Annotated in this window: 22 protein-coding genes; 18 read left to right on the forward strand and 4 right to left on the reverse strand. The window is 70.5% G+C overall.

Annotated features, from left to right (window positions below; genetic code table 11):
• Positions 1-145 precede the first annotated feature (145 nt).
• Positions 146-1,468, reverse strand: a complete 1,323-nt coding sequence (locus tag ACZ4LX_RS20240; protein ID WP_467641399.1) for a D-arabinono-1,4-lactone oxidase — start codon at positions 1,466-1,468, stop codon at positions 146-148.
• Positions 1,425-2,672, reverse strand: coding sequence for an MFS transporter (locus ACZ4LX_RS20245; protein WP_467641397.1), 1,248 nt, complete (start codon positions 2,670-2,672; stop codon positions 1,425-1,427). Before ACZ4LX_RS20245 ends, ACZ4LX_RS20240 begins: the two co-directional genes overlap by 44 nt.
• Positions 2,673-2,860: 188 nt before the next feature.
• On the opposite strand from ACZ4LX_RS20245, the gene ACZ4LX_RS20250 reads away from it, so the two are divergent.
• Entirely contained in the window at positions 2,861-3,988 is a 1,128-nt protein-coding gene (locus ACZ4LX_RS20250) for a ferrochelatase (protein WP_467641395.1), read from the forward strand.
• A 49-nt stretch (positions 3,989-4,037) separates the two neighbouring features.
• Positions 4,038-4,856: an inositol monophosphatase family protein gene (locus tag ACZ4LX_RS20255; RefSeq protein WP_467641392.1), complete on the forward strand. Its 819-nt coding sequence runs from the start codon at positions 4,038-4,040 to the stop codon at positions 4,854-4,856.
• Positions 4,857-4,965: 109 nt separating this feature from the next.
• Here ACZ4LX_RS20255 and ACZ4LX_RS20260 read toward each other — a convergent pair whose 3' ends face one another.
• A complete protein-coding gene (locus ACZ4LX_RS20260; protein ID WP_467641390.1) occupies positions 4,966-5,139 on the reverse strand; it encodes a hypothetical protein in 174 nt (57 codons plus the stop codon).
• 370 nt (positions 5,140-5,509) lie between these two features.
• Here ACZ4LX_RS20260 and ACZ4LX_RS20265 point away from each other — a divergent pair, with 370 nt between their 5' ends.
• The 4 genes from ACZ4LX_RS20265 to ACZ4LX_RS20280 all read left to right on the forward strand — a co-directional run bounded on the left by ACZ4LX_RS20265 (position 5,510) and on the right by ACZ4LX_RS20280 (position 9,115).
• Positions 5,510-6,163 carry a response regulator transcription factor gene (locus tag ACZ4LX_RS20265; RefSeq protein WP_399302369.1) on the forward strand — a complete coding sequence of 218 codons (654 nt, stop codon included), beginning with the start codon at positions 5,510-5,512 and terminating at the stop codon, positions 6,161-6,163.
• Positions 6,163-7,410 carry a sensor histidine kinase gene (locus tag ACZ4LX_RS20270; RefSeq protein WP_467641386.1) on the forward strand — a complete coding sequence of 416 codons (1,248 nt, stop codon included), beginning with the start codon at positions 6,163-6,165 and terminating at the stop codon, positions 7,408-7,410. The genes ACZ4LX_RS20265 and ACZ4LX_RS20270 overlap by 1 nt, the downstream gene beginning before the upstream one ends.
• A 405-nt stretch (positions 7,411-7,815) precedes the next feature.
• Complete coding sequence (locus tag ACZ4LX_RS20275; protein WP_003965732.1) at positions 7,816-8,112, forward strand: DUF4193 domain-containing protein; 297 nt, start codon at positions 7,816-7,818, stop codon at positions 8,110-8,112.
• Positions 8,113-8,125: 13 nt separating this feature from the next.
• Positions 8,126-9,115, forward strand: a complete 990-nt coding sequence (locus ACZ4LX_RS20280) for a hypothetical protein (RefSeq protein WP_467641383.1) — start codon at positions 8,126-8,128, stop codon at positions 9,113-9,115.
• A gap of 142 nt (positions 9,116-9,257) precedes the next feature.
• Here ACZ4LX_RS20280 and ACZ4LX_RS20285 read toward each other — a convergent pair whose 3' ends face one another.
• Positions 9,258-9,716 (reverse strand): DUF3093 domain-containing protein, encoded by a 459-nt coding sequence (locus tag ACZ4LX_RS20285; RefSeq protein ID WP_467641381.1) that lies wholly within the window; start codon positions 9,714-9,716, stop codon positions 9,258-9,260.
• A 58-nt stretch (positions 9,717-9,774) separates the two neighbouring features.
• Between ACZ4LX_RS20285 and ACZ4LX_RS20290 the strand changes: the two genes are divergently transcribed.
• From ACZ4LX_RS20290 to ACZ4LX_RS20345, 12 genes are all read left to right on the forward strand, one after another.
• Entirely contained in the window at positions 9,775-10,359 is a 585-nt protein-coding gene (locus ACZ4LX_RS20290) for a PaaI family thioesterase (RefSeq protein WP_467641378.1), read from the forward strand.
• The gene (gene dut, locus ACZ4LX_RS20295) at positions 10,359-10,892 is read left to right on the forward strand and encodes a dUTP diphosphatase (RefSeq protein ID WP_467641685.1); all 534 of its coding nucleotides are present in this window, start codon (positions 10,359-10,361) and stop codon (positions 10,890-10,892) included. Before ACZ4LX_RS20290 ends, dut begins: the two co-directional genes overlap by 1 nt.
• A gap of 1 nt (position 10,893) precedes the next feature.
• Positions 10,894-11,658 carry a DUF3710 domain-containing protein gene (locus ACZ4LX_RS20300; RefSeq protein ID WP_467641375.1) on the forward strand — a complete coding sequence of 255 codons (765 nt, stop codon included), beginning with the start codon at positions 10,894-10,896 and terminating at the stop codon, positions 11,656-11,658.
• A gap of 314 nt (positions 11,659-11,972) precedes the next feature.
• Positions 11,973-12,062, forward strand: coding sequence for a K(+)-transporting ATPase subunit F (gene kdpF, locus ACZ4LX_RS20305; RefSeq protein ID WP_147971349.1), 90 nt, complete (start codon positions 11,973-11,975; stop codon positions 12,060-12,062).
• Between the two features lie 7 nt (positions 12,063-12,069).
• Positions 12,070-13,734: a potassium-transporting ATPase subunit KdpA gene (kdpA, locus tag ACZ4LX_RS20310; RefSeq protein ID WP_467641371.1), complete on the forward strand. Its 1,665-nt coding sequence runs from the start codon at positions 12,070-12,072 to the stop codon at positions 13,732-13,734.
• 26 nt (positions 13,735-13,760) lie between these two features.
• Positions 13,761-15,857: a potassium-transporting ATPase subunit KdpB gene (kdpB, locus tag ACZ4LX_RS20315; RefSeq protein ID WP_467641681.1), complete on the forward strand. Its 2,097-nt coding sequence runs from the start codon at positions 13,761-13,763 to the stop codon at positions 15,855-15,857.
• Between the two features lie 6 nt (positions 15,858-15,863).
• Positions 15,864-16,541 carry a potassium-transporting ATPase subunit C gene (locus ACZ4LX_RS20320; protein WP_467641368.1) on the forward strand — a complete coding sequence of 226 codons (678 nt, stop codon included), beginning with the start codon at positions 15,864-15,866 and terminating at the stop codon, positions 16,539-16,541.
• Positions 16,542-16,649: 108 nt separating this feature from the next.
• Positions 16,650-17,384 carry an ABC transporter ATP-binding protein gene (locus tag ACZ4LX_RS20325; protein WP_467641366.1) on the forward strand — a complete coding sequence of 245 codons (735 nt, stop codon included), beginning with the start codon at positions 16,650-16,652 and terminating at the stop codon, positions 17,382-17,384.
• A 302-nt stretch (positions 17,385-17,686) separates the two neighbouring features.
• Positions 17,687-20,230, forward strand: coding sequence for an ATP-binding protein (locus tag ACZ4LX_RS20330; RefSeq protein ID WP_467641363.1), 2,544 nt, complete (start codon positions 17,687-17,689; stop codon positions 20,228-20,230).
• 49 nt (positions 20,231-20,279) lie between these two features.
• The gene (locus tag ACZ4LX_RS20335) at positions 20,280-20,972 is read left to right on the forward strand and encodes a response regulator (RefSeq protein WP_467641360.1); all 693 of its coding nucleotides are present in this window, start codon (positions 20,280-20,282) and stop codon (positions 20,970-20,972) included.
• Positions 20,973-21,058: 86 nt separating this feature from the next.
• Positions 21,059-21,475 carry an OB-fold nucleic acid binding domain-containing protein gene (locus tag ACZ4LX_RS20340; protein WP_467641358.1) on the forward strand — a complete coding sequence of 139 codons (417 nt, stop codon included), beginning with the start codon at positions 21,059-21,061 and terminating at the stop codon, positions 21,473-21,475.
• Positions 21,476-21,478: 3 nt separating this feature from the next.
• Complete coding sequence (locus tag ACZ4LX_RS20345; protein WP_467641355.1) at positions 21,479-22,234, forward strand: DUF3159 domain-containing protein; 756 nt, start codon at positions 21,479-21,481, stop codon at positions 22,232-22,234.
• The last annotated feature ends 152 nt before the right edge of the window (positions 22,235-22,386 follow it).

A 22,386-nucleotide genomic window follows, 5' to 3' on the forward strand; every position in this document is an offset into this window, starting at 1 on the left:
ACGGCCCCCCCCCCCCCCCCCCCCCCCCCCCCCCCCCCCCCCCCCCCCCCCCCCCCCCCGCCGCCCCCCCCCCGCACCCCCCCCCCCCCCCCCCCCCCCCCCCCCCGGGGGGGCCCCCCCGGCCGCGTCGCGTCGAGGGCCGGTGTCAGTCGCCCAGGACCCGGCGCAGATAGTCGTTGGCGAAGAGCCGGTCAGGGTCCAGCCGGTCCCGTACGGCGGTGAACTCGCCGAAGCGCGGGTACACGCCCGCCAGGTACTCGGCGTCACGGGTGTTGACCTTGCCCCAGTGCGGACGCCCGCCGTGCGCGGTCATGATCCGCTCGACCGCCGTGAAGTACGCCTGGTACGGAGTGCCCCGGTACAGGTGGACGGCGATGTACGCGCTCTCCCGGCCCGACGCCGTGGAGAGCGCGATGTCGTCGGCGGGGGCGGTACGCACCTCCACCGGGAAACTGATCCGCAGCGGGGAACGGTCCACCATCGCCTTGACCTCGCGCAGCGCCTGGACGGCGGCCTCCCTCGGCAGGGCGTACTCCATCTCCACGAACCGCACCCGGCGTGGGCTGGTGAAGACCTTGTACGGGATGTCCGTGTAGGTGCGGGCCGACAGGGCCCTGCTGGAGAGCTTCGCGATCGACGGGATCGTGGCGGGGACCGCCCGGCCGAGCGAGCAGGCAACCTGGAAGATGCCGTTGGAGAGAAGCTCGTCCTCGACCCAGCCGCGGAACTTTCCGGGCGGGGCCGAGGGGCCCGCGCTGCGGTTGTTGCGCTTGGTGTTGCAGTTGCCCGTGTGCGGGAACCAGTAGAACTCGAAGTGCTCGTTCTCGGCCACCAGCTGATCGAACTCCGCTGTGACCTTGTCGAAGGCCATCGGCTCCTCACGGGCCGTCAGCAGGAAGACCGGCTCCACGGCGAAGGTGATGGCCGTGATGACACCCAGCGCACCGAGTCCGATCCGGGCGACGGCGAAGATGTCGGGGTTCTCGGTCTCCGAGCAGTTCAGCACCGTGCCGTCCGCGGTGACCAGTTCCAGAGCGCGGATCTGCGCGGATATGGACGCCGAGTCGCGGCCGGTGCCATGGGTGCCGGTCGACGTGGCGCCGGCGACGGTCTGCTCCATGATGTCGCCCATGTTGGTGAGCGAGAGGCCCTCGCGGGCCAGCGCGGTGTTGAGCCGCTTCAGCGGAGTGCCGGCCTCGACGGTCACCGTCATCGCCGTACGGTCGATGCCGCGGATGCCGGTGAGCAGATCGGGGCGGATCAGCAGCCCGTCGGTGGCGGCCGTCGCGGTGAACGAGTGGCCGGTGCCGACCGGCTTCACCTTCAGACCGTCCCCGGACGCCCCGCGCAGCGCCTCGGCCAGCTCGTCCACGGAGGCGGGGGACACGGCCCGTACCGGACGGGCGGTGACATTCCCCGCCCAGTTACGCCACGCGCTCGTCGTCGTCCGTGCGTAGGTGTCGGTCATCTTCCCCGCGCCCTTCCGTAGGAACCGGCCCTGCGAGCCGGCGGTACCCCAGGAACGCCACCGCGGCCGCGAGCGCTCCCGCCACGGCGGGCACCGCGTACCCCGCCTTCGCCCCGGACGCGTCGACCACCCAGCCGGCGGCCGAGGAGCCGAGCGCCACACCAACGGCGAGCCCGGTACTGGTCCAGGTCATGCCCTCGGTCAGTCTGGTGCGCGGTACGTGCTGTTCGACGAGGGCCATGGTGGTGACCATCGTCGGTGCGATGGCGAGACCCGCGACAAAGAGCGCCACGGCCAGGAACGGAAGGCTCCCGGCCAGTTGGAGGGGGATCATACTCACGGCCATCGCACACACCCCCACCAGCCACCTCGACGACGCCCGGCCCTTCAGATGCAGCAGACCGAACACCGCCCCGGCCAGACAGGACCCCAGCGCGTACACGGCCAGCACCAGGCTCGCCGCCGCCTTGTGGCCCTGCTCCTCGGCGAAGGCCACCGTCACCACGTCGACCGCCCCGAAGATCGCCCCGGTCGCCACGAAGGTGACCACGAGCACCTGCAGCCCGCGCGAGGAGAGCGCGGATCCGGTGGTGTGCCGGGCGTGCGGGTGCGGCACCGGTTCGGTGGCCCGCTGGGCGGTCAGCCAGAAGACGCCGACCAGCAGGAAGCCGGCTGCGAGCAGGGGACCGGCCTCCGGGAACCAGGCGGTGGAGAGACCGATGGAGATGATCGGACCGAAGATGAAGCAGACCTCGTCGACGATCGACTCCCAGGCGTACGCGGTGTGCAACTGCCGCGCCGAACCCCGGTAGATCTCCGCCCAGCGGGCGCGCACCATCGACCCGACACTGGGCACGCACCCCGAACCCGCCGCGAAGACGAACAAGGTCCAGTCGGGCAGTCCCTGCTGAGCGCAGACCAGCAGCCCGGCCACGGCCGCCAGCGCGACCAGGGTCACCGGACGCAGGACCCGGCGCTGTCCGTACCGGTCCACCAGCCTGGACACCTGCGGTCCCACCACGGCGGCCGACATCGCCAGCGTCGCGGAGAGCGCGCCCGCCAGCCCGTACCGGCCGGTGAGCTGGGAGACCATCGTCACCACGCCGATGCCCATCATGGACAGCGGCATACGGCCGAAGAAGCCGGCCGAGGAGAACCCCTTGGTGCCGGGGGCGGCGAAGATCGCACGGTAGGGACTGGGCAAGGGGGGCTCCGATACGGCGTGGTCACACGCGGTGTCAGGGGTGAATGTGGCCGATACAGCTTACGGGCGCACCGGAGGGTCCGGCAGCGGGATTCCGGGACGGCGCCGGTGAACCTGCGGGGCGGGGGCGGGGGCGCGGGCCGGTGTCGGTGGGAGCCGGGACGGAGGCGGGTGGCAGGATCGGTGTCATGTCCGATCTGCGCGATCCCGCTCCCTACGACGCCCTGCTGCTGCTCTCCTTCGGAGGCCCCGAAGGACCGGACGACGTGGTTCCGTTCCTGGCGAACGTGACCCGCGGCCGGGGAATCCCCGAGGAGCGGCTGAAGGAAGTCGGCAAGCACTACTTCCTCTTCGGCGGCGTCAGCCCGATCAACGGCCAGAACCGGGCGCTGCTCGACGCCCTGCGCAAGGACTTCGCCGGGCACGGACTCGATCTGCCCGTTTACTGGGGCAATCGCAATTGGGCGCCCTACCTCACCGACACCCTGCGCGAGATGAGCCGGGCCGGTCACCGCCGCATCGCCGTCCTGGCCACCAGCGCGTACGCCTCGTACTCCGGCTGCCGGCAGTACCGCGAGAACCTGGCCGAGTCGCTGGCCGTGCTGGAGGCCGAGGGGCTGCCCGTGCCGCGCGTCGACAAGCTGCGGCACTACTTCAACCACCCCGGCTTCGTCGAGCCGATGGTGGACGGCGTCGTCGCCTCGCTGGCCGAGCTGCCGGCCGAGACACGGGCGGGCGCGCGTCTGGCCTTCACCACGCACTCCATCCCGACGGCGGGCGCCGACACCTCCGGCCCGGTGGAGGCGCACGGCGACGGCGGTGCGTACGTCGCCGAGCACCTGGACGTGGCACGGCTGATCGTGGCGGCCGTGGCCGAGCGGACCGGCGTCGAGTACCCCTGGGAGCTCGTCTACCAGTCGCGCAGCGGTGCCCCGCACATCCCGTGGCTGGAACCCGACATCTGCGACCACCTGGAGTCGCTGCACGGGGAGGGCGTCCCCGCCGTGGTGATGGCACCGATCGGCTTCGTCTCGGACCACATGGAGGTTCTGTACGACCTCGACACCGAGGCCACGGCGAAGGCGGCCGAGCTCGGGCTCACGGTGCGCCGGTCCGCGACGGTGGGTGCCGATCCCCGGTTCGCGGCTGCCGTACGCGGCCTGGTGCTGGAGCGCGCCGCCACCGAGCGGGGCCTCGGCCCCGACAGGTGCGCCCTCGGTTCGCTCGGGGCGAGCCACGATCTGTGCCCGGTCGGCTGCTGCCCGGCCCGGGCGCCGAAACCCGCCGCAGCGGGCGCCGACAGTCCGTACGCGTGACGCGCCACCGCCGACCCGCCCGCAACCTCCACACCTCCCTGGGAGCACCGTGACCGACCCCCTGCTGTCCGAACTGCTCGACCTCGCCCTGGACGTCGCCCGCCGCGCCGGTGCGCTGCTGCGTGACGGCCGCCCGGCCGACCTGGGGGTGGCCGCGACGAAGTCCAGCCCGGTGGACGTCGTCACCGAGATGGACATCGCCGCCGAGAAACTGATCACCGGCTTTCTGTCCGAGCGCCGCCCGCAGGACGGCTTCCTCGGCGAGGAGGGCGCCAGCTCCGAGGGCACCAGCGGTGTCCGCTGGGTGATCGACCCGCTCGACGGCACCGTGAACTACCTCTACGGCCTCCCCACGTGGGCCGTCTCCGTCGCCGCGGAGCGTGACGGGGAGCGGGTCGTGGGCGTCGTGGAGGTCCCGATGCGCCAGGAGACGTACCACGCGGTCCTGGGCGGCGGTGCGTACGCAAAGGGCGGGGCGTACGGGGACGGCGCCCGGCTGCGCTGCCGGCCGGCCCCGCCGCTCGACCAGGCGCTGGTGTCGACCGGCTTCAACTACGTCGCCGACGTCCGGGCACACCAGGCGGACGTGGCGCGCGTCCTGATTCCGAAGCTCCGGGACATCCGGCGCGGCGGCTCCGCGGCGATCGACCTCTGCGACGTCGCCGCCGGGCGCCTCGACGGCTACTACGAGCGCGGCCTCCACCCGTGGGACCTCGCCGCGGGCGACCTCATCGCCCGGGAGGCGGGTGCGCTCACCGGCGGACGCCCCGGGCTGCCCGCCGACGGCGGACTGACGGTGGCCGCGCCGCCGGGCGTCTTCGAACCCCTCCAGGCCCTCCTGGAGGAACTGGGAGCCTGGCACGACTGACCGTGGCGGGAGACGGCTGCGAACGCCGCTGAGCGGGGCGTGGACGCCCCGGGAACGGGGAAGGCCCCGCGGATGCCTGTGCGGCACCGCGGGGCCTTCCCGTAACGGCTCAGACGCTTGTGGCGCTGATGTGAACACCGTGCTCGGCAGCGAGGCGGTGCAGGTCGTCCAGCTCGCCCTGCTCGACGTCCGCAAGGAAGTCGTCGCCCGTCTCGCGGGCCTTCGTGAGGTCGGACTCGGTGGTCTGGATGCGTTGCAGCAGACCAGCGGTGAAAGCGTCCATGAAGCGCCCCCTCATCGTGGGTCGGTGGCACGGGGGTGTGCCCGGGTTTCCCTCCGCCGAGGCGGTAGGGCGGGTGATCACGCACTCTCCGGTGGGACGGAGGGGCCTGTGGTACGCCACATACAAGACGTGATCGCGGGTGTGAATTCGTCCTCCCCGGCCCAACCCTCAGAGAAACCTCAACTGGCCCGGGAATCCTCCGAATTCCGGGAAGCCGCAGGCAGGACCGCGCCGCCTTACCGCCGGTTTATGCGTGTTGCGGGCAGGATGGAGCCGCACGACCCCTGCCGAGGCGTGGCGTGGATCACGGTCCGTCCGCGCGCCAGGACGTCGTGAAGCCCTGATGTGAGGTTCTAAGGAAGGAAGCGCCGTGCGCGTACTCGTCGTGGAGGACGAGCAGCTGCTCGCCGATGCGGTGGCCACCGGATTGCGCCGTGAGGCCATGGCCGTCGATGTCGTCTACGACGGTGCCGCGGCCCTTGAACGTATCGAGGTCAACGACTACGACGTCGTGGTCCTCGACCGGGACCTCCCTCTGGTCCACGGCGACGACGTCTGCCGCCGGATCGTCGAGCTGGGCATGCCGACCCGGGTGCTCATGCTCACCGCGTCCGGGGACGTCAGCGACCGCGTGGAGGGCCTTGAGCTGGGCGCGGACGACTATCTGCCCAAGCCCTTCGCCTTCAGCGAGCTGACCGCACGGGTCCGTGCCCTCGGCCGCCGTACGACGGTGGCCCTGCCGCCCGTCCTGGAGCGCGCCGGAATCAAGCTCGACCCCAACCGCCGTGAGGTCTTCCGCAACGATCAGGAGGTGCAGCTCGCTCCCAAGGAGTTCGCCGTGCTGGAGGTCCTGATGCGCAGCGAGGGCGCCGTCGTCTCGGCCGAGCAGCTCCTGGAGAAGGCCTGGGACGAGAACACCGACCCGTTCACCAACGTCGTCCGGGTCACCGTCATGACCCTGCGGCGCAAGCTCGGCGAGCCGCCGGTGATCGTCACGGTGCCCGGCTCCGGCTACCGGATCTGATGCCGGTGCCCGCCGTCCCGCCGCCCGCGGCCCCTCCGCCGCCCCCCAAACCCACCTGGGAGCCCAAACAGCAGGACCCTCCGTATCCGTGGCTGCGCCCGACCATCCGGATACGCCTCACCCTGCTGTACGGCGGCATGTTCCTGATCGCCGGCATCCTGCTGCTGTCGATCATCTACATGCTGGCCGCGCAGGCCCTGCACGTGGGCAGTGAACTGCCGTTCAAGATCGTCGACGGGCATGTGTCCAGCGATATCTGCAATCTGCTGGGGGAGGGGAGCTCACCGGACGCCGTCAACTCGGCGATGAACTCCTGCGTCAACCACCAGCGCCAGCAGGCGCTCGACACGCTCCTGAACCGCTCGCTGCTGGCCCTCGTCGGCCTGAGCGTCATCGCCTTCGCCTTCGGCTACGCCATGGCGGGACGGGTGCTCTCGCCGCTGGGGCGGATCACCCGCATCGCCCGCAGGGTGGCCGGAACCGATCTGTCCCGTCGCATCGAACTGGACGGGCCGGACGACGAGCTCAAGGAGCTGGCGGACACCTTCGACGACATGCTGGAGCGGCTGGAGCGGGCCTTCACCGCGCAGCAGCGGTTCGTCGGGAACGCGTCGCACGAGCTGCGCACGCCCCTGGCCATCAACCGCACGCTGCTGGAGGTCCACCTCTCCGATCCCGCGGCGCCGCCGGAGCTCCAGCAGCTCGGCAAGACACTGCTGGCCACCAACGAGCGCAGTGAGCAGCTGGTGGAGGGCCTGCTGCTGCTCGCCCGCAGCGACAACCAGATCGTCGAACGCAAACCTGTCGACCTGGCCGAAGTGGCATCCCGCGCGCTGGACCAGGCGCGGGGCGAGGCGGAGGCCAAGGGCGTGGAGATGCGCGCCGCGCTGGCCCCGGCCGTCGTCCAGGGCAACGGTGTCCTGCTGGAGCGGATCGCGCTGAACCTCGTACAGAACGCGGTGCGCTACAACGTCGCGGAGGACGGCTGGGTCGAGGTCGGCACCGAGCTGCTGCCGGGGCAGGCCCTGATGGTCGTCACGAACACCGGACCCGTGGTGCCCGCGTACGAGATCGACAACCTCTTCGAGCCCTTCAGAAGGCTGCGTACGGAGCGGACGGGCAGCGACAAGGGGGTGGGTCTCGGTCTGTCGATCGCCCGCTCGGTCGCGCGCGCCCACGGCGGCCGTATCATCGCCGAGCCCCGCGAGGGCGGTGGTCTTGTGATGCGCGTCTCACTGCCTGTCTGAGAAGCTGGGCGTGGCGAGATGCGAACCAATTATTTATGTTCGCTTTGAGCGGAATTTTCGGGACTCGATCCCGGAGGGACCGTGTGTGATCGATCACAGGAGCGATATTTCGCCAGTCCACGCTCCGTGATCGGGGATCCCTCCGGAAAACCGGCAAAAGTCGGGTTTTCGGGGGCCGATATCACGGGAAGTACACGGGGTGGTGCTGGCGAACAGCGCCGCCGGGACCGTGTACGGTCCCCATCGCCACCCAAGCTGATCACTCTCGAGCGGTCCTTTTGGGTGTCGATTGAGTAACAGACCTTGATGTGAGGCAAAATCTCCGCCTCGGGTCGGGCACAAGTCCGGCCTCTCACGCGTTACGTGCGCTGAGACACCGCAGACACCCAGAGGGGGAGAGCGACAATGGCAACGGATTACGACACCCCACGCAAGACCGATGACGACGTCGATCAGGACAGCCTTGAAGAGCTCAAGGCTCGCCGGAGCGACAAGACGGCGTCCGCCGTCGACGTCGACGAATTCGACGCGGCCGAAGGACTGGAGCTGCCCGGCGCAGACCTTTCCAACGAAGAACTGGCCGTAAGGGTCCTGCCCAAGCAGGCCGACGAGTTCACGTGCATGAGCTGCTTCCTCGTGCACCACCGCAGTCAGCTGGCCCGCGAGAAGAACGGTCAGCCGATCTGCCGCGACTGCGACTGAGGTCCGGTCGGCCGTGGCAGGGGACACACCGTTCCGGAAGCGGCGCACGCGGCGCAAGCGCAAGCAAGGGCCGGAGGCGCAGCAGGGCGGTACAGGCCCGGCAGAAGGCGTAGCAGCGCCTGCCGAGCGGTCCGCCCTGCCACCCGCGCCGGGCGAACAGGACGACGAGCGGGGCCGGTCGGCCTCGCTCGAAGCAGTCGAAGCAGCTGTGGCCGCCATCGAGGCGGCCGCGCAAGTCGACGCGGCCGACAGGGCCGGACAGGTCGACAGGACGGAGCCCGTGACCGGGGCAGGCCGTCTGAAGGCAGTGAAACGGGGCGTACGCAAGGGCGGGGTGAGCGCCAAGGCGGCGATCGGTCATATCGCCGACCTGATCATCGACATCGCTCCCCGCGTCCCTGTGCGCGACCTCGCCACCCTGCGCAAGCAGTTCCCGGGCCTGGGGCCCGAGGAGATCGCCGACCGGCTCATCGCCGGCGCGAGCAGAGCCACCGCGACCGTCGGCGCCGGAATCGGCGCGGCGGCCATGATGCCCGTCCCGCCGGCCATGTTCGCCGAGCTGGCCACGGAGATCACCGGTGTGGCCGCGATCGAGATGAAGCTCGTCGCGGAACTGCACGAGGTCTACGGACAACGCCCGCCGGGCGGCATCGGCCGGCGCTCCACCGCCTACCTCACGTCCTGGACGGAGGAGCGCGGCATCGACGTCGCCCAGCCCATGACGGTCAACGCGGCGCTCGGCGGTCGGATGAAGCGTGAGCTGCGCCAGCAGATCATGAAGCGCACCGCGCGCGATCTGCCCAATCTCATCCCGTTCATGATCGGCGCCGCCGTCGGCGCGATGATGAACCGGCGCGACACCAGAAAAGTCGCCGAACGGGTCAGGAAGGACCTGCGCGAGCGGCAGGTCCCCTGGGACCTGCTGGCGGAACTGCCGCCGCTGGAACGCCCGGAGCACCCGTACACCGCCCTGCCCGAGGATCCGAAGGACTCGGAGGGCTGAGTCCTCCCGGCAGGCCGCCAACGGCCTTCAGGAGCCCCGTACGGAGCAGCTCCGTACGAAGCGGCCCGGCACGAAGCTGCCGTTCACGAAGCTGCCGTTCACGAAGCGGCCGGCATGAACCGCCCGGTCCCCGGGTCCCCGGTCAGGCCGGGGCAGCCGCCTTCAGGGCCGCGGCCAGCGCCTGCGGCTCACGGGTCGAGAGGTAGACGTACGGGGTCGGGTCCTCGGGATCCGTGACCTCCACGCGCACCGCCGTGGGGATGTAGCTGCGCAGCAGCATGAAGGCCCGGGTGTCCGCCTTGTACGAACGCCAGGCGCGCGCCTCCTCGGCGTCCAGCACCTCGGCCGCACCGAGCGCCGACACCGGGATCCGCGCGTCGCCGGCGACGAGCGCGCCTGCCACCACCCGGATCCGGGCGGAGCCGTAGGAGCTGACCGCCACCGCCGACAGGGCGGTGCCCCCCGCCAGCCCGGCGAGCAGCGGCAGGGTGCCCATGGGCAGCAGCATCAGCGCGCACGCGATGCCGATCAGGACGGCGATGAACCACCACGAACGCGGTGCGGTGAGACGTTCGTCGAACGGTGGGGTGGAAGGCTGCATGAACCCAAGCTTGGCACGGCGCGACCTGCGGGTACCCGCGCGGGTAAGGTCTGCGCCTGTGAGTGGAACATCTGCGGCTCTGACGCCCCCGGCCGACGCGGTGAAACCGGTCCGGCATCCCGACGCCCCGGCACCCGGCGAACTGCTCGGCGCGCACTACGAACACTGTTTCGGCTGCGGCGGCGGACAGCCGCACGGGCTGCACCTCCAGGCGCGGGCCGGCGAGGGTGTCGGCGTCACCGCCGAGTTCACCGTGCAGGCCGCCCACCAGGGCGCCCCGGGCCTCGCCCACGGCGGAGTGCTGGCCACCGCGCTCGACGAGACACTGGGCTCGCTGAACTGGCTGCTGCGGGTGATCGCGGTGACCGGACGGCTGGAGACCGACTTCGTCCGGCCTGTCCCGGTGGACACCGTGCTGCACCTGGACGCCGAGATCACGGCCGTGCACGGCCGGAAGATCTACTCCAGGGCGACCGGCCGGATCGGTGGCCCGGACGGGCCCGTGGCGGTCCGGGCCGAGGCCCTGTTCATCGAGGTCAAGGTCGATCACTTCATCGACAACGGCCGTCCGGCCGAGATCCGCGCGGCGATGGCCGACCCGGACCAGGTCAGGCGGACCCGTGCCTTCGAGGTGAACCCGTGATGCGCCATCCCGTCGATGTCCTGATCCGCCGGGTCGACCCCGAGGTGCCGATTCCGGCGTACGGGCACCCGGGCGACGCCGGGGCCGATCTGGTCACCACCGAGGCCGCCGAGCTGGCGCCGGGTGAGCGGACCGTTCTGCCCACCGGGGTTTCGATCGCCCTGCCGGACGGGTACGCCGCGTTCGTGCACCCCCGGTCGGGTCTCGCCGCACGCTGCGGAGTCGCCCTGGTGAATGCCCCGGGGACGGTGGATGCCGGGTACCGTGGAGAGATCAAGGTGATCGTCATCAATCTCGACCCGCGCGAGTCCGTGCGGTTCGAGCGGTTCGACCGGATTGCCCAACTGGTCGTGCAGCAGGTCGAGAAGGTGCGCTTCCACGAAGTGTCGGAGCTTCCCGGCTCGGCGCGGGCCGAAGGGGGCTTCGGGTCCACCGGCGGCCATGCCGCCGTTGATGTTGATGGCGTCCGGGGCGGGGTTCCCCAGGGCGGGAACAGCTACGCTTCGGTCGAATCCGACCGGGAAGGAAAGTGACGTGTTCGGACGTCGCAAGAACAGTGGTTCCGCCGATGACACGGCGGACGAAGCGCGCGAGGCCGAGCAGGTCGTCGACGAGCTCGACGATGCCGAGGGCGGATCGCGCCGGACGAACCTTCCGCCGGCGCCGCGCCCGGACGGGCCGTGGGACATCGACGAGGTCTCCCAGCCCGGCGAGGGCCGGGTCGACCTGGGCGGCATCTTCGTGCCCGGTGTCGAGGGCATGGAGCTGCGCGTAGAGGTCGCCGGTGACGCGATCGTCGCCGCCACGGTCGTGCTGCGCGACAGCGCGATCCAGCTTCAGGCCTTCGCCGCCCCCAAGAAGGAGGGCATCTGGGGCGAGGTCCGCGAGGAGATCGCCTCCGGTATCACCCAGCAGGGCGGCATCATCGACGAGGTCGAGGGCCCGCTGGGCTGGGAGCTGCGTGCGCAGGTCCCCGTACAGCTTCCCGACGGGGCGAACGGCGTGCAGATGGTGCGCTTCGTCGGTGTCGACGGTCCGCGCTGGTTCCTGCGCGGAGTGATCTCCGGCCAGGGTGCCGTGCAGCCGGAGGCCGCCGGTCTCCTGGAGACGGTCTTCCGGGACACCGTGGTCGTCCGCGGCGACGGCCCGATGGCCCCGCGCGACCCGATCGTCCTCAAGCTCCCCAACGACGCCCAGATGGTTCCCGAGGGCGTCCAGCAGGAGGAGCAGGAGAGCTCGAAGTTCTCGGGTGGCATGGCCGGCCTCCAGCGAGGTCCCGAGATCACCGAGGTGCGCTGACCCGCACCCCGTAAGCACCGGCCGGTGGCCCGTACCCCCACGCAGGGGTACGGGCCACCGGCCTTTCGCGTGTCCGGGGGAGGCCCTCCGTATGGGAGGCGTATCGGGCACGTACGGGCGACGTCAATGCTGAGCCATCACCCGTAAGGAAGGCATCAACGCAGGTCACAGCGGCGTCGGCGGGAGGTTTGCTTCGGAGGTCCGAGAAATCCGCACCTCATCCAGGAGCATCCGATGGCCGACCTGGCCTTCGTCGTCACCACGATCGCGGTCTTCGCGCTGGTGGCCCTCATCGCCAAGGGGGTGGCCAAGCTGTGACTGCCGAAAACGTGGCCGGCCTCGTCGTGGCCGTAGCCCTGCTGGGCTATCTCGTCCTCGCCCTTCTGTACCCGGAGAGGTTCTGAGCCCGAAATGAGCCCCGTCCTCGCAGGCGTGCTCCAGGTACTCGCGCTCGTCGTGGCGCTGGGTCTGGCGTACCGCCCGCTCGGTGATTACATGGCTGGTGTCTATACCTCGCCCCGCCACCTGCGGGCCGAGAAGTGGATCTACAAGGCCATCGGCGCCGATCCGAACACGCAGATGCGCTGGCCCGCCTATCTGCGCGGCGTTCTCGCCTTCTCCGCGGTGAGCGTCCTCTTCCTCTATCTGCTGCAGCGGCTCCAGGGCTCGCTGCCCGGTTCGCTCGGCTTCTCCTCGATCGACCCCGATCAGGCGTTCAACACGGCGGCGTCGTTCGTCGCGAACACCAACTGGCAGTCGTACTACGGCGAGCAGGCCATGGGCCACGTCGTACAGACCGGCGGCCTCGCGGTGCAGAACTTCGTCTCGGCCTCCGTCGGCATCGCCGTCGCGGTGGCACTCGTCCGGGGGTTCGCTGCCGTCCGCAGCGGTGAACTCGGCAACTTCTGGGCCGACCTGGTGCGCGGCACCGTACGGATCCTGCTGCCGATCGCGGTGATCGGCGCGCTCGTGCTGGTCGCCTGCGGAGCGATCCAGAACTTCTCCGGCATCCACGAGGTCGGCCAGTTCACGGGCGGCTCGCAGCAGTGGAACGGCGGCGCGGTCGCCTCGCAGGAGGTCATCAAGGAACTGGGCACGAACGGCGGCGGCTACTTCAACGCCAACTCGGCCCACCCCTTCGAGAACCCCAACGGGCTCTCCAACCTCTTCGAGATCTTCCTGATCCTCGTCATCCCCTTCGCTCTGACGCGCACGTTCGGCCGCATGGTCGGCTCGCTCAGGCAGGGGTACGCGATCCTCGCCACCATGGGCGTCATCTGGCTCGGCTTCACGGCGCTGATGATGTGGACCGAATTCACGCACCACGGGCCCGCGTTCGACATCGCGGGCGGGGCGATGGAGGGCAAGGAGAATCGTTTCGGTGTCGGGGGCTCCTCCCTCTTCGCGGTGGCCACCACGCTCACCTCGACCGGAGCGGTGAACTCGTTCCACTCCTCGTTCACCGGACTCGGCGGCGGCATCACGATGCTCGGCATGCAGCTCGGCGAGATCGCGCCCGGCGGGACCGGATCCGGCCTCTACGGGATGCTGATCATGGCGGTCATCGCGGTGTTCATCGCCGGGCTGATGGTCGGCCGTACGCCGGAGTACCTGGGCAAGAAGATCGGCACCCGCGAGATCAAACTCGCCGCCTGCTACATCCTGATCACACCGGCCCTGGTGCTCTGCTTCACCGCCGTCGCGATGGCCCTGCCCACCCCGGGCAACTCGATGACCAACTCGGGCGCGCACGGCTTCTCGGAGATCCTCTACGCCTACACCTCCGGCGCCAACAACAACGGTTCGGCGTTCGCCGGGCTCAACGCGGACACCCAGTGGTTCAACACCACGATCGGGCTCGCGATGCTGCTGGGCCGGTTCCTGCCCATGGTGTTCGTCCTGGCGCTGGCCGGCTCGCTGGCCGAGCAGCGGCCCGTACCGGCGACCGTCGGCACCCTCGGCACGCACAGACCGCTCTTCAGCGGACTGCTGGTCGCCACCATCATGATCATCGCCGGTCTGACCTACTTCCCGGCCCTCGCGCTGGGACCGCTGGCCGAGGGGCTGGCGTCATGACCATCCGTACGAAGCAAGAGGACGCGATGTCCACAGTCACGCCGGACCGCACACCGCACCAGGACACCCGGGCCGGGGCCGCTCCCGACGGGCGCGTCGGTGCCGGGCTGTTCGACCCCCGGATGCTGATCGGCGCCTTTCCCGACGCGATACGCAAGCTCGACCCACGGGTGATGGTCACCTCGCCGGTGATGTTCGTGGTGCTGGTCGGTTCGGTGCTCACCACCGTGCTCGCGGTGCTGGATCCGGCCGACTGGTTCGGCTGGGCGATCGCCGCCTGGCTGTGGCTGACCACGATCTTCGCCAACCTGGCGGAGGCGGTCGCCGAGGGCCGGGGCAAGGCCCAGGCCGACACCCTGCGCAGGGCGAAGACGGACACGGTCGCCCGCAGGCTGACCGGGCGGACCGAGGAACGGATCCCCGGTACCGGACTGCGCGTCGGCGATCTGGTCGTCTGCGAGGCCGGCGACATCATCCCGGGCGACGGTGACGTCGTCGAGGGCGTCGCCAGCGTCGACGAGTCCGCGATCACCGGCGAATCGGCCCCGGTCATCCGGGAGTCCGGCGGCGACCGCAGCGCGGTCACCGGCGGTACGAAGGTGCTCTCCGACCGCATCGTCATCAAGATCACCACCAAGCCCGGCGAGACCTTCATCGACCGGATGATCGCCCTGGTCGAGGGCGCGGCCCGGCAGAAGACGCCCAACGAGATTGCCCTGAACATCCTCCTGGCGTCCCTCACCGTCGTCTTCCTGCTCGCCGTCGTCACGCTCCAGCCCTTCGCGATCTACGCCGGCAGCGAGCAGTCCATGATCGTGCTGACCGCGCTGCTGGTCTGTCTGATCCCGACCACCATCGGCGCACTGCTCTCCGCGATCGGCATCGCCGGCATGGACCGGCTCGTGCAGCGCAATGTCCTCGCCATGTCCGGGCGCGCCGTCGAGGCGGCGGGCGATGTCTCGACGCTGCTGCTCGACAAGACCGGAACCATCACCCTCGGCAACCGGCAGGCCGCCGAGTTCCTCCCCGTCGCGGGTGTGACGGAGACCGAGCTGGCGGATGCCGCCCAGCTCTCCTCGCTGGCCGACGAGACGCCCGAGGGCAGGTCCGTGGTGGTTCTCGCCAAGGAGAGGTACGGCCTGCGCGAGCGCCACCAGGGCGAACTCGCCCATGCAGAGTGGGTAGAGTTCACCGCCCAGACCCGGATGTCCGGCGTGGACGTCGACGGACGCAGGGTCCGCAAGGGCGCGAGCGGATCCGTCATCGCCTGGGTGAGGGAGCGGGGCGGCAGCGTGGCCGAGGACGCGCGGGCGCTCACCGACCGCATCGCGGCGGCCGGCGGCACCCCGCTCCTGGTTGCCTGCCAGGACGCGGACGGGGCCCGGATCCTGGGCGTCGTCCACCTCAAGGACGTCGTCAAGGAGGGCATGCGGGAGCGGTTCGGCGAACTGCGCCGGATGGGCATCCGTACGGTGATGATCACCGGCGACAACCCGCTGACCGCGAAGGCCATCGCCGAGGAGGCGGGCGTCGACGACTTCCTCGCCGAGGCCACCCCCGAGGACAAGATGGCCCTCATCAAGCGGGAGCAGGCGGGCGGCAAACTCGTCGCGATGACCGGTGACGGCACGAACGACGCCCCGGCGCTCGCCCAGGCCGATGTCGGCGTGGCCATGAACACCGGCACCTCGGCCGCCAAGGAGGCCGGGAACATGGTGGACCTGGACTCCAACCCGACGAAGCTGATCGAGATCGTCGAGATCGGCAAACAGCTCCTGATCACGCGCGGCGCGCTCACGACGTTCTCCATCGCCAACGACGTCGCGAAGTACTTCGCGATCATCCCCGCGATGTTCGCGGTGGTCTATCCGGGCCTGGACAAGCTCAACGTCATGGACCTCTCCTCACCCCGGTCGGCGATCCTGTCCGCCGTGATCTTCAACGCGCTGATCATCGTCGCGCTGGTCCCGCTCGCCCTCAAGGGCGTCCGCTACCGGCCCAGCGGTGCCGACTCCATGCTCCGGCGCAACCTGGGTGTCTACGGACTCGGCGGCCTGATCGCCCCGTTCATCGGCATCAAGATCATCGACCTGATCATCTCCCTCATCCCCGGAATCGGCTGACCTGCCATGAACAACTCCGTAGGAAACTCCGCGCGGCTGCTCTGGGCCGGACTGCGCGCCCTGCTCGTCCTCACCCTGGTCTGCGGCGTCGTCTACCCGCTCGCCGTCACCGGTGTCGCCCAGGGGCTCATGCCCGGACGCGCCAACGGTTCCGAGATCACGGCGGACGGCGAGGTCGTCGGCTCCTCGCTCATCGGCCAGCGCTACGACCTGCCCCTCAGGAAGGGCCAGGAGGCGGCTTCCCCCGACCTCAAGTGGTTCCAGCCGCGACCGTCCAACGGGCTCGGCACCAACAGCGTCAACACCCGGTACTCCCTCATCCTGTCCGGCGCGACCAACCGCTCCGGCGACAACAAGGAGCTCATCGACTGGGTCACCGCCGCCAAGGCCGCCGTGGTCAAGGACAACTCCGTCCCCGGCCACCCCGTCAGCCCCTCCCAGGTACCGGCCGACGCGGTCACCTCCTCCGGGTCCGGCCTGGACCCCGACATCTCCCCGGCCTACGCACGGCTTCAGGTGAACCGCGTCGCCGCGCGCAACCACCTCGATGCCGCCCGGGTCGCCGAGCTCGTCGACCGGCACACCGACGGCCGCATCCTCGGCTTCATCGGCGAACCGAGGGTCAACGTCCTTCAGCTCAACATCGCGCTGAGGCACCTCACCGAGGAGACCGGAACGCGCTGAACACCCCCGATGCCCGGGTTCGGCCGCCACGGCCGCACCCGGGCATTGCCCGGCCCCGTACCGCATGCACATACTGGCGGCCGACAGGACCGAAACACGGGGAGCGACATGACCGAGAGCACTTCCGCCAAGGGCACCGGCGCGGAGGGCGGCACGACCGTCGCCGAGCGGCCGATGGTCCGGATCGAGGACCTGCACCGCTCCTACGGCTCCGGGGCCGGTGCCGTGCACGCGCTGCGTGGCGTGTCCTTCGAGGTGCCGCGCGGTGAGCTCGTCGCGCTCAAGGGGCGTTCCGGCTCCGGCAAGACGACCCTCCTCAATCTGGTCGGCGGCCTCGACACCCCCGACAACGGCCGGATCACCGTGGACGGCACCGATCTCTCGTCGCTCGGTGAGAACGGGCTGCTGGAGCTCCGCCGCGACCGGGTCGGCTTCATCTTCCAGTCCTTCGGCCTGATCCCGATCCTGACCGCGGCGGAGAACGTCGGCGTACCCATGCGGCTGCGCAAGGCCGATCCGCGCGAGCGCGAGGAGCGGGTCTCGCTGCTCCTCTCCCTGGTCGGCCTCGCCGATCACGCCGCGCAGCGCCCCGGCGAGCTCTCCGGCGGTCAGCAGCAGCGCGTCGCGATCGCCCGCGCGCTCGCCAACCGCCCCGCCCTGCTGATCGCCGACGAGCCCACCGGGCAACTCGACGCCGAGACCGGCCTCGCGGTGATGCAACTCCTGCGCGCCGTCGTCCACAGCGAGGGCGTCACCGCGCTCGTCGCCACCCACGACGCCCAGCTGCTCGGCCTCGCCGACCGGGTGCTGGAGCTCAGCGACGGGCACATCATCGAGCACTGAGAGCAGCACTGAGAGCAGCACTGAGAGCAGCGCTGCCGTCAGTGCTGCTCTCAGCGGGGAGCGGGGAGCGGGGAGCGGGGAGCGGGGAGCGGGGAGCGGGGCTGCGAGGGCCGCCGGGGCGACCGCGCCGGGGCGGGCGCGGGCCGTCCTCGGCGGAGGCATCAGGGTTGCGTCAATACGGAGCACGCCCACACCCCCCACCCGATATGCCGGAAATTCACAGGGTAGTTTCGACTGTGGCTGCCGCATCGGCCGCCACTGGTTTCTGTGAGAAGAGCCGGTTTCGGGAAGACAATGGGGCCATGGCGCGCGGCAAACTTCGGATCTACCTCGGTGCGGCACCCGGCGTCGGCAAGACGTACGCGATGCTCTCCGAGGCGCACCGCCGTGTGGAGCGGGGCACCGACTGCGTCGTCGGCTTCGTCGAGCACCACGACCGCCCCCGCACCGAGGTCATGCTGCACGGCCTCGAACAGATCCGGCGCTGCGAGATCGAGTACCGCTCCGCCGTCTTCACCGAGATGGACGTGGACGCGGTCCTGGAGCGCGCCCCGGCCGTCGCCCTGGTGGACGAACTCGCCCACACCAATGTGCCGGGCTCCCGCAACGCCAAGCGCTGGCAGGACGTCGAAGAGCTTCTCCAGGCCGGCATCGACGTGGTCTCCACGGTCAACATCCAGCACCTGGAGTCCCTCGGCGACGTCGTCGAGTCCATAACCGGCGTACGCCAGCGCGAGACGGTGCCCGACGAAGTCGTCCGCCGTGCCGACCAGCTCGAACTTGTCGACATGTCGCCCCAGGCGCTGCGCCGGCGGATGGCCCACGGCAACATCTACAAGCCGGACCGGATCGACGCCTCGCTCTCCAACTACTTCCGCCCCGGCAACCTCACCGCCCTGCGTGAACTGGCCCTGCTCTGGGTGGCCGACCGGGTCGACGAATACCTTCAGCAGTACCGCGGCGAGCACAACATCCGCACCACCTGGCAGGCCCGCGAACGCATCGTTGTCGGACTCACCGGAGGACCCGAGGGCCGCACCCTCATCCGGCGCGCCTCCCGGATGGCGGCCAAGGGCTCCGGCAGTGAGATCCTCGCCGTGTACATCGCCCGCAGCGACGGACTGACGTCGGCCTCGCCCAAGGAGCTGACCGTCCAGCGCACGCTCGTCGAGGACCTCGGCGGCACCTTCCACCACGTCATCGGCGACGACATACCCTCGGCGCTCCTCGAATTCGCCCGCGGCGTCAACGCCACCCAGATCGTCCTGGGCTCCAGCCGCCGCAAGACCTGGCAGTACATCTACGGCCCCGGCGTCGGCGCCACCGTGGCCCGCGACTCCGGCACCGACCTCGACGTCCACATCGTCACCCATGACGAGGTCGCCAAGGGCCGAGGCCTCCCCATCGCCCGCGGTGCCCGGCTCGGCAGGGCCCGCATCATCTGGGGCTGGCTCGTCGGTGTGGGCGGCCCGGTCCTCCTCTCGCTGCTCCTCAAGGGCATGGAGAACGGCCCCGGGCTCGCCAACGACGTCCTGCTCTTCCTCTTCATGACCGTCGCCGCGGCCCTGCTCGGCGGACTGCGACCCGCCCTCGCGTCGGCCGCCGCGGGCTCGATGCTGCTGAACTACTGGTTCACCCCGCCCACCCACACCCTGACCGTGCAGGACCCCGAGAACTTCGTCGCCATCGTGATCTTCTTCGCGGTGGCCGCCGCCGTGGCCTCCGTCGTCGATCTGGCGGCCCGCCGTACCCACCAGGCCGCCAGGCTGCGCGCCGAGTCGGAGATCCTCTCCTTCCTGGCTGGCAGCGTGCTGCGCGGCGAGACCACCCTGGACGCGCTGCTGGACCGGGTCCGCGAGACCTTCGGTATGGAGTCCGTCGCCCTGCTGGAGCGGCAGAGCGACGTCGATCCGTGGACGTGCGCCGGAAGCGTCGGACCGGCGCCGGTCGCCCGGCCCGAGGACGCCGACGCGGACATGCCCGTCGGCGACCACATGGCCCTGGCCCTCTCCGGCCGGGTGCTGCCGGCCGAGGACCGCCGGGTGCTCGGTGCCTTCGCCGCCCAGGCGGCCGTCGTCCTGGACCGCCAGCGCCTGGTCGGGGAGGCCGAGAAGGCCCGCAGGCTCGCCGAGGGGAACAGGATCAGGACCGCGCTGCTGGCCGCCGTCAGCCACGACCTGCGGACCCCCCTCGCGGCCATCAAGGCCGCTGTCAGCTCCCTGCGCTCCGACGACGTCGCCTGGTCCGACGACGACGAGGCCGAACTCCTCGAAGGCATCGAGAACGGCGCCGACCGCCTCGACCACCTCGTCGGCAACCTCCTCGACATGTCCCGCCTGCAGACCGGCACCGTCACCCCGCTGATCCGTGAGATCGACCTCGACGAGGTCGTACCCATGGCGCTGGGCGGCGTCCCCGAGGACAGCGTCGAACTGGACATCCCTGAGACGCTGCCGATGGTCGCCGTCGACCCCGGGCTGCTGGAGCGGGCCGTCGCCAACATCGTCGAGAACGCCGTCAAGTACAGCCCCGACCGCGAGCGCGTCACCGTGGCGGCCAGCGCGCTCGGCGCCCGGGTCGAGCTCCGCGTGGCCGACCGGGGCCGGGGCGTCCCCGACGAGGCCAAGGAACGCATCTTCGAGCCCTTCCAGCGCTACGGTGACGCCCCGCGCGGCGCCGGAGTGGGCCTCGGCCTCGCCGTGGCCCGGGGCTTCGTGGAGTCCATGGGCGGCACGCTGGACGCCGAGGACACCCCCGGCGGGGGCCTCACCATGGTGCTCACCCTGAAGGCGGCCTCCGGATACGTTCCCGCCGCCCCCGACCTGCCCGCGCGGGTCACTTCATGATCCGCCGGAACCTCCGCACATCCACGCACAGCAGAAAGGCAGGACCGCGATGACCCGGGTGCTTGTGGTCGACGACGAGCCGCAGATCGTACGCGCCCTTGTGATCAACCTGAAGGCGCGCAAGTACGAGGTGGACGCGGCACCCGACGGGGCCACCGCGCTCCAGCTCGCCGCCGCCCGCCACCCCGATGTGGTCGTGCTGGACCTGGGGCTGCCCGACATGGACGGCGTCGAGGTGATCAGGGGCCTGCGCGGCTGGACCCGGGTACCGATCCTGGTGCTCTCGGCCCGGCACACCTCCGACGAGAAGGTCGAGGCCCTGGACGCCGGAGCCGACGACTACGTCACCAAGCCCTTCGGCATGGACGAGCTGCTGGCCCGGCTGCGCGCCGCGGTGCGCCGCGCCGAGCCCGTCGGCCAGGAGGGCGGCGACGAGGTCGTGCTCGTGGAGACCGAGGGGTTCACCGTCGACCTCGCCGCCAAGAAGGTCCACCGGGACGGACGCGACGTACGGCTCACCCCCACCGAGTGGCACCTGCTGGAGGTCCTGGTCCGCAACAGCGGCCGGCTGGTCAGCCAGAAGCAGCTGCTCCAGGAGGTCTGGGGGCCCTCGTACGGCACCGAGACCAACTATCTGCGGGTCTACATGGCGCAGCTGAGGCGCAAACTGGAGACCGATCCCTCGCACCCCCGGCACTTCGTCACCGAACCCGGAATGGGCTACCGGTTCGAGCGCGCCTGAGGGCCCGGAGCCCCGGGGCCGGGTAACCCGTTCGAGTGAGACGGCGGCCACCTTTCAGGACCCCCGGGGACCGGTACCCTTCGGGTATGAGTGCTGTTCCTCGATTCGAGAAGTCCCAGAAGGCCGAGCGGCCGTCCGGGCGCTTCCGACGGATGCTCGACCGGCTTTCCAGCTCCCAGGAGGACCTGGAGTGCGAAGAGCTGGAGGAGGACTCGCAGGCCTCGGGATGCACCCGGATCTCCGAGTGCACCGACCGCCAGATCGTGAAGGTCACTGGTACCTTGCGGACGGTCACCCTGCGACCGCGCGCCGGAGTGCCCGCACTTGAGGCGGAGCTCTTCGACGGCACCGCGCCGCTCGACGTGGTCTGGCTCGGCCGGCGCTCCATCGTGGGCATCGAACCGGGCCGCAAGCTCATCGTCTCCGGCCGCATCGCCATGAGCCACGGGCGCCGGGTGCTGTTCAATCCCACATACGAACTCCGACCGCTCGGCAAGGAGTAGCCGGTGACGTCTCTCGACAAGCCGACGTCCGATACGGACCGCACCACCGACCAGCAGGAGGCCGACGCGAAGGCGGTCACCGAGGCCGCGCTCTTCGAGGCCTTCGGCGGCATCCGGGGCATGGTGGAGACGGTCCTGCCCGGACTGCTCTTCGTCACGATCTTCACCATCGACAAGAACCTCACGAACTCGGCCATCGCGGCCGTCGCGGTGTCGCTGGTGCTCGTGGTCGTCCGGCTGATCCGCAAGGACACCGTCAAGCACGCCTTCAGCGGTGTCTTCGGTGTGGCCTTCGGTGTCGTCTTCGCGAAGATGACCGGCAACGCCAAGGACTTCTACCTCCCGGGCATGATCTACACGCTGGGACTGGCTCTCGCCTACCTGGTCACCACGGTCGCCGGTCTTCCGCTGATCGGACTGATCCTCGGCCCGGTGTTCAAGGAGAACCTCTCCTGGCGCACCCGGAACCCCGGCCGCAAGAAGGCCTACGCCAAGGCCAGCTACGCCTGGGGCCTGATCCTGCTCGCCAAGTGCGCGATCCTCTTCCCGCTGTACTGGTGGGCCGACACCACCCAGTTCGGCTGGGTCCTGATCGCCCTGAAGATCCCGCCGTTCCTGCTGGCGGTCTACCTCACCTGGGTCTTCCTCGCCAAGGCGCCGCCGCCCATCGACGTCTTCGCCGAGATGGAGGCCGAGGAGCAGGCCGAGAAGGCCCGTAAGGCGGCGGCCGCCGAAGCGGCCCGCGGCCAGGAGCTCTGAGCCACAGACCGAGCGAGAGGGGCCGGGGGGGGCCCCCCCCCCGGGCCGCCCCCCCCCGCGGGGGTGGGCTGTTCGGCCCCCCAGCTCACCGGGTGGCCCCCGGCGCCCCCCACGAGGGGCCGCCCCTGGTAGCGCCCCCCCAGGGGGGGCCC

This window comes from Streptomyces sp. NPDC026062 (assembly GCF_055568375.1).

Coding starts and splice junctions, on each gene's coding strand:
- ACZ4LX_RS20240 (WP_467641399.1), bottom strand. CDS start 1,468: ATGACCGACACCTACGCACGGACGACGACGAGCGCGTGGCGTAACTGG.
- dut (WP_467641685.1), top strand. CDS start 10,359: ATGCGCCATCCCGTCGATGTCCTGATCCGCCGGGTCGACCCCGAGGTG.
- ACZ4LX_RS20335 (WP_467641360.1), top strand. CDS start 20,280: ATGACCCGGGTGCTTGTGGTCGACGACGAGCCGCAGATCGTACGCGCC.
- ACZ4LX_RS20285 (WP_467641381.1), bottom strand. CDS start 9,716: ATGCAGCCTTCCACCCCACCGTTCGACGAACGTCTCACCGCACCGCGT.
- ACZ4LX_RS20250 (WP_467641395.1), top strand. CDS start 2,861: ATGTCCGATCTGCGCGATCCCGCTCCCTACGACGCCCTGCTGCTGCTC.
- ACZ4LX_RS20270 (WP_467641386.1), top strand. CDS start 6,163: ATGCCGGTGCCCGCCGTCCCGCCGCCCGCGGCCCCTCCGCCGCCCCCC.
- ACZ4LX_RS20325 (WP_467641366.1), top strand. CDS start 16,650: ATGACCGAGAGCACTTCCGCCAAGGGCACCGGCGCGGAGGGCGGCACG.
- kdpB (WP_467641681.1), top strand. CDS start 13,761: ATGTCCACAGTCACGCCGGACCGCACACCGCACCAGGACACCCGGGCC.
- ACZ4LX_RS20320 (WP_467641368.1), top strand. CDS start 15,864: ATGAACAACTCCGTAGGAAACTCCGCGCGGCTGCTCTGGGCCGGACTG.
- ACZ4LX_RS20330 (WP_467641363.1), top strand. CDS start 17,687: ATGGCGCGCGGCAAACTTCGGATCTACCTCGGTGCGGCACCCGGCGTC.
- ACZ4LX_RS20340 (WP_467641358.1), top strand. CDS start 21,059: ATGAGTGCTGTTCCTCGATTCGAGAAGTCCCAGAAGGCCGAGCGGCCG.
- ACZ4LX_RS20260 (WP_467641390.1), bottom strand. CDS start 5,139: ATGGACGCTTTCACCGCTGGTCTGCTGCAACGCATCCAGACCACCGAG.
- kdpA (WP_467641371.1), top strand. CDS start 12,070: ATGAGCCCCGTCCTCGCAGGCGTGCTCCAGGTACTCGCGCTCGTCGTG.
- ACZ4LX_RS20275 (WP_003965732.1), top strand. CDS start 7,816: ATGGCAACGGATTACGACACCCCACGCAAGACCGATGACGACGTCGAT.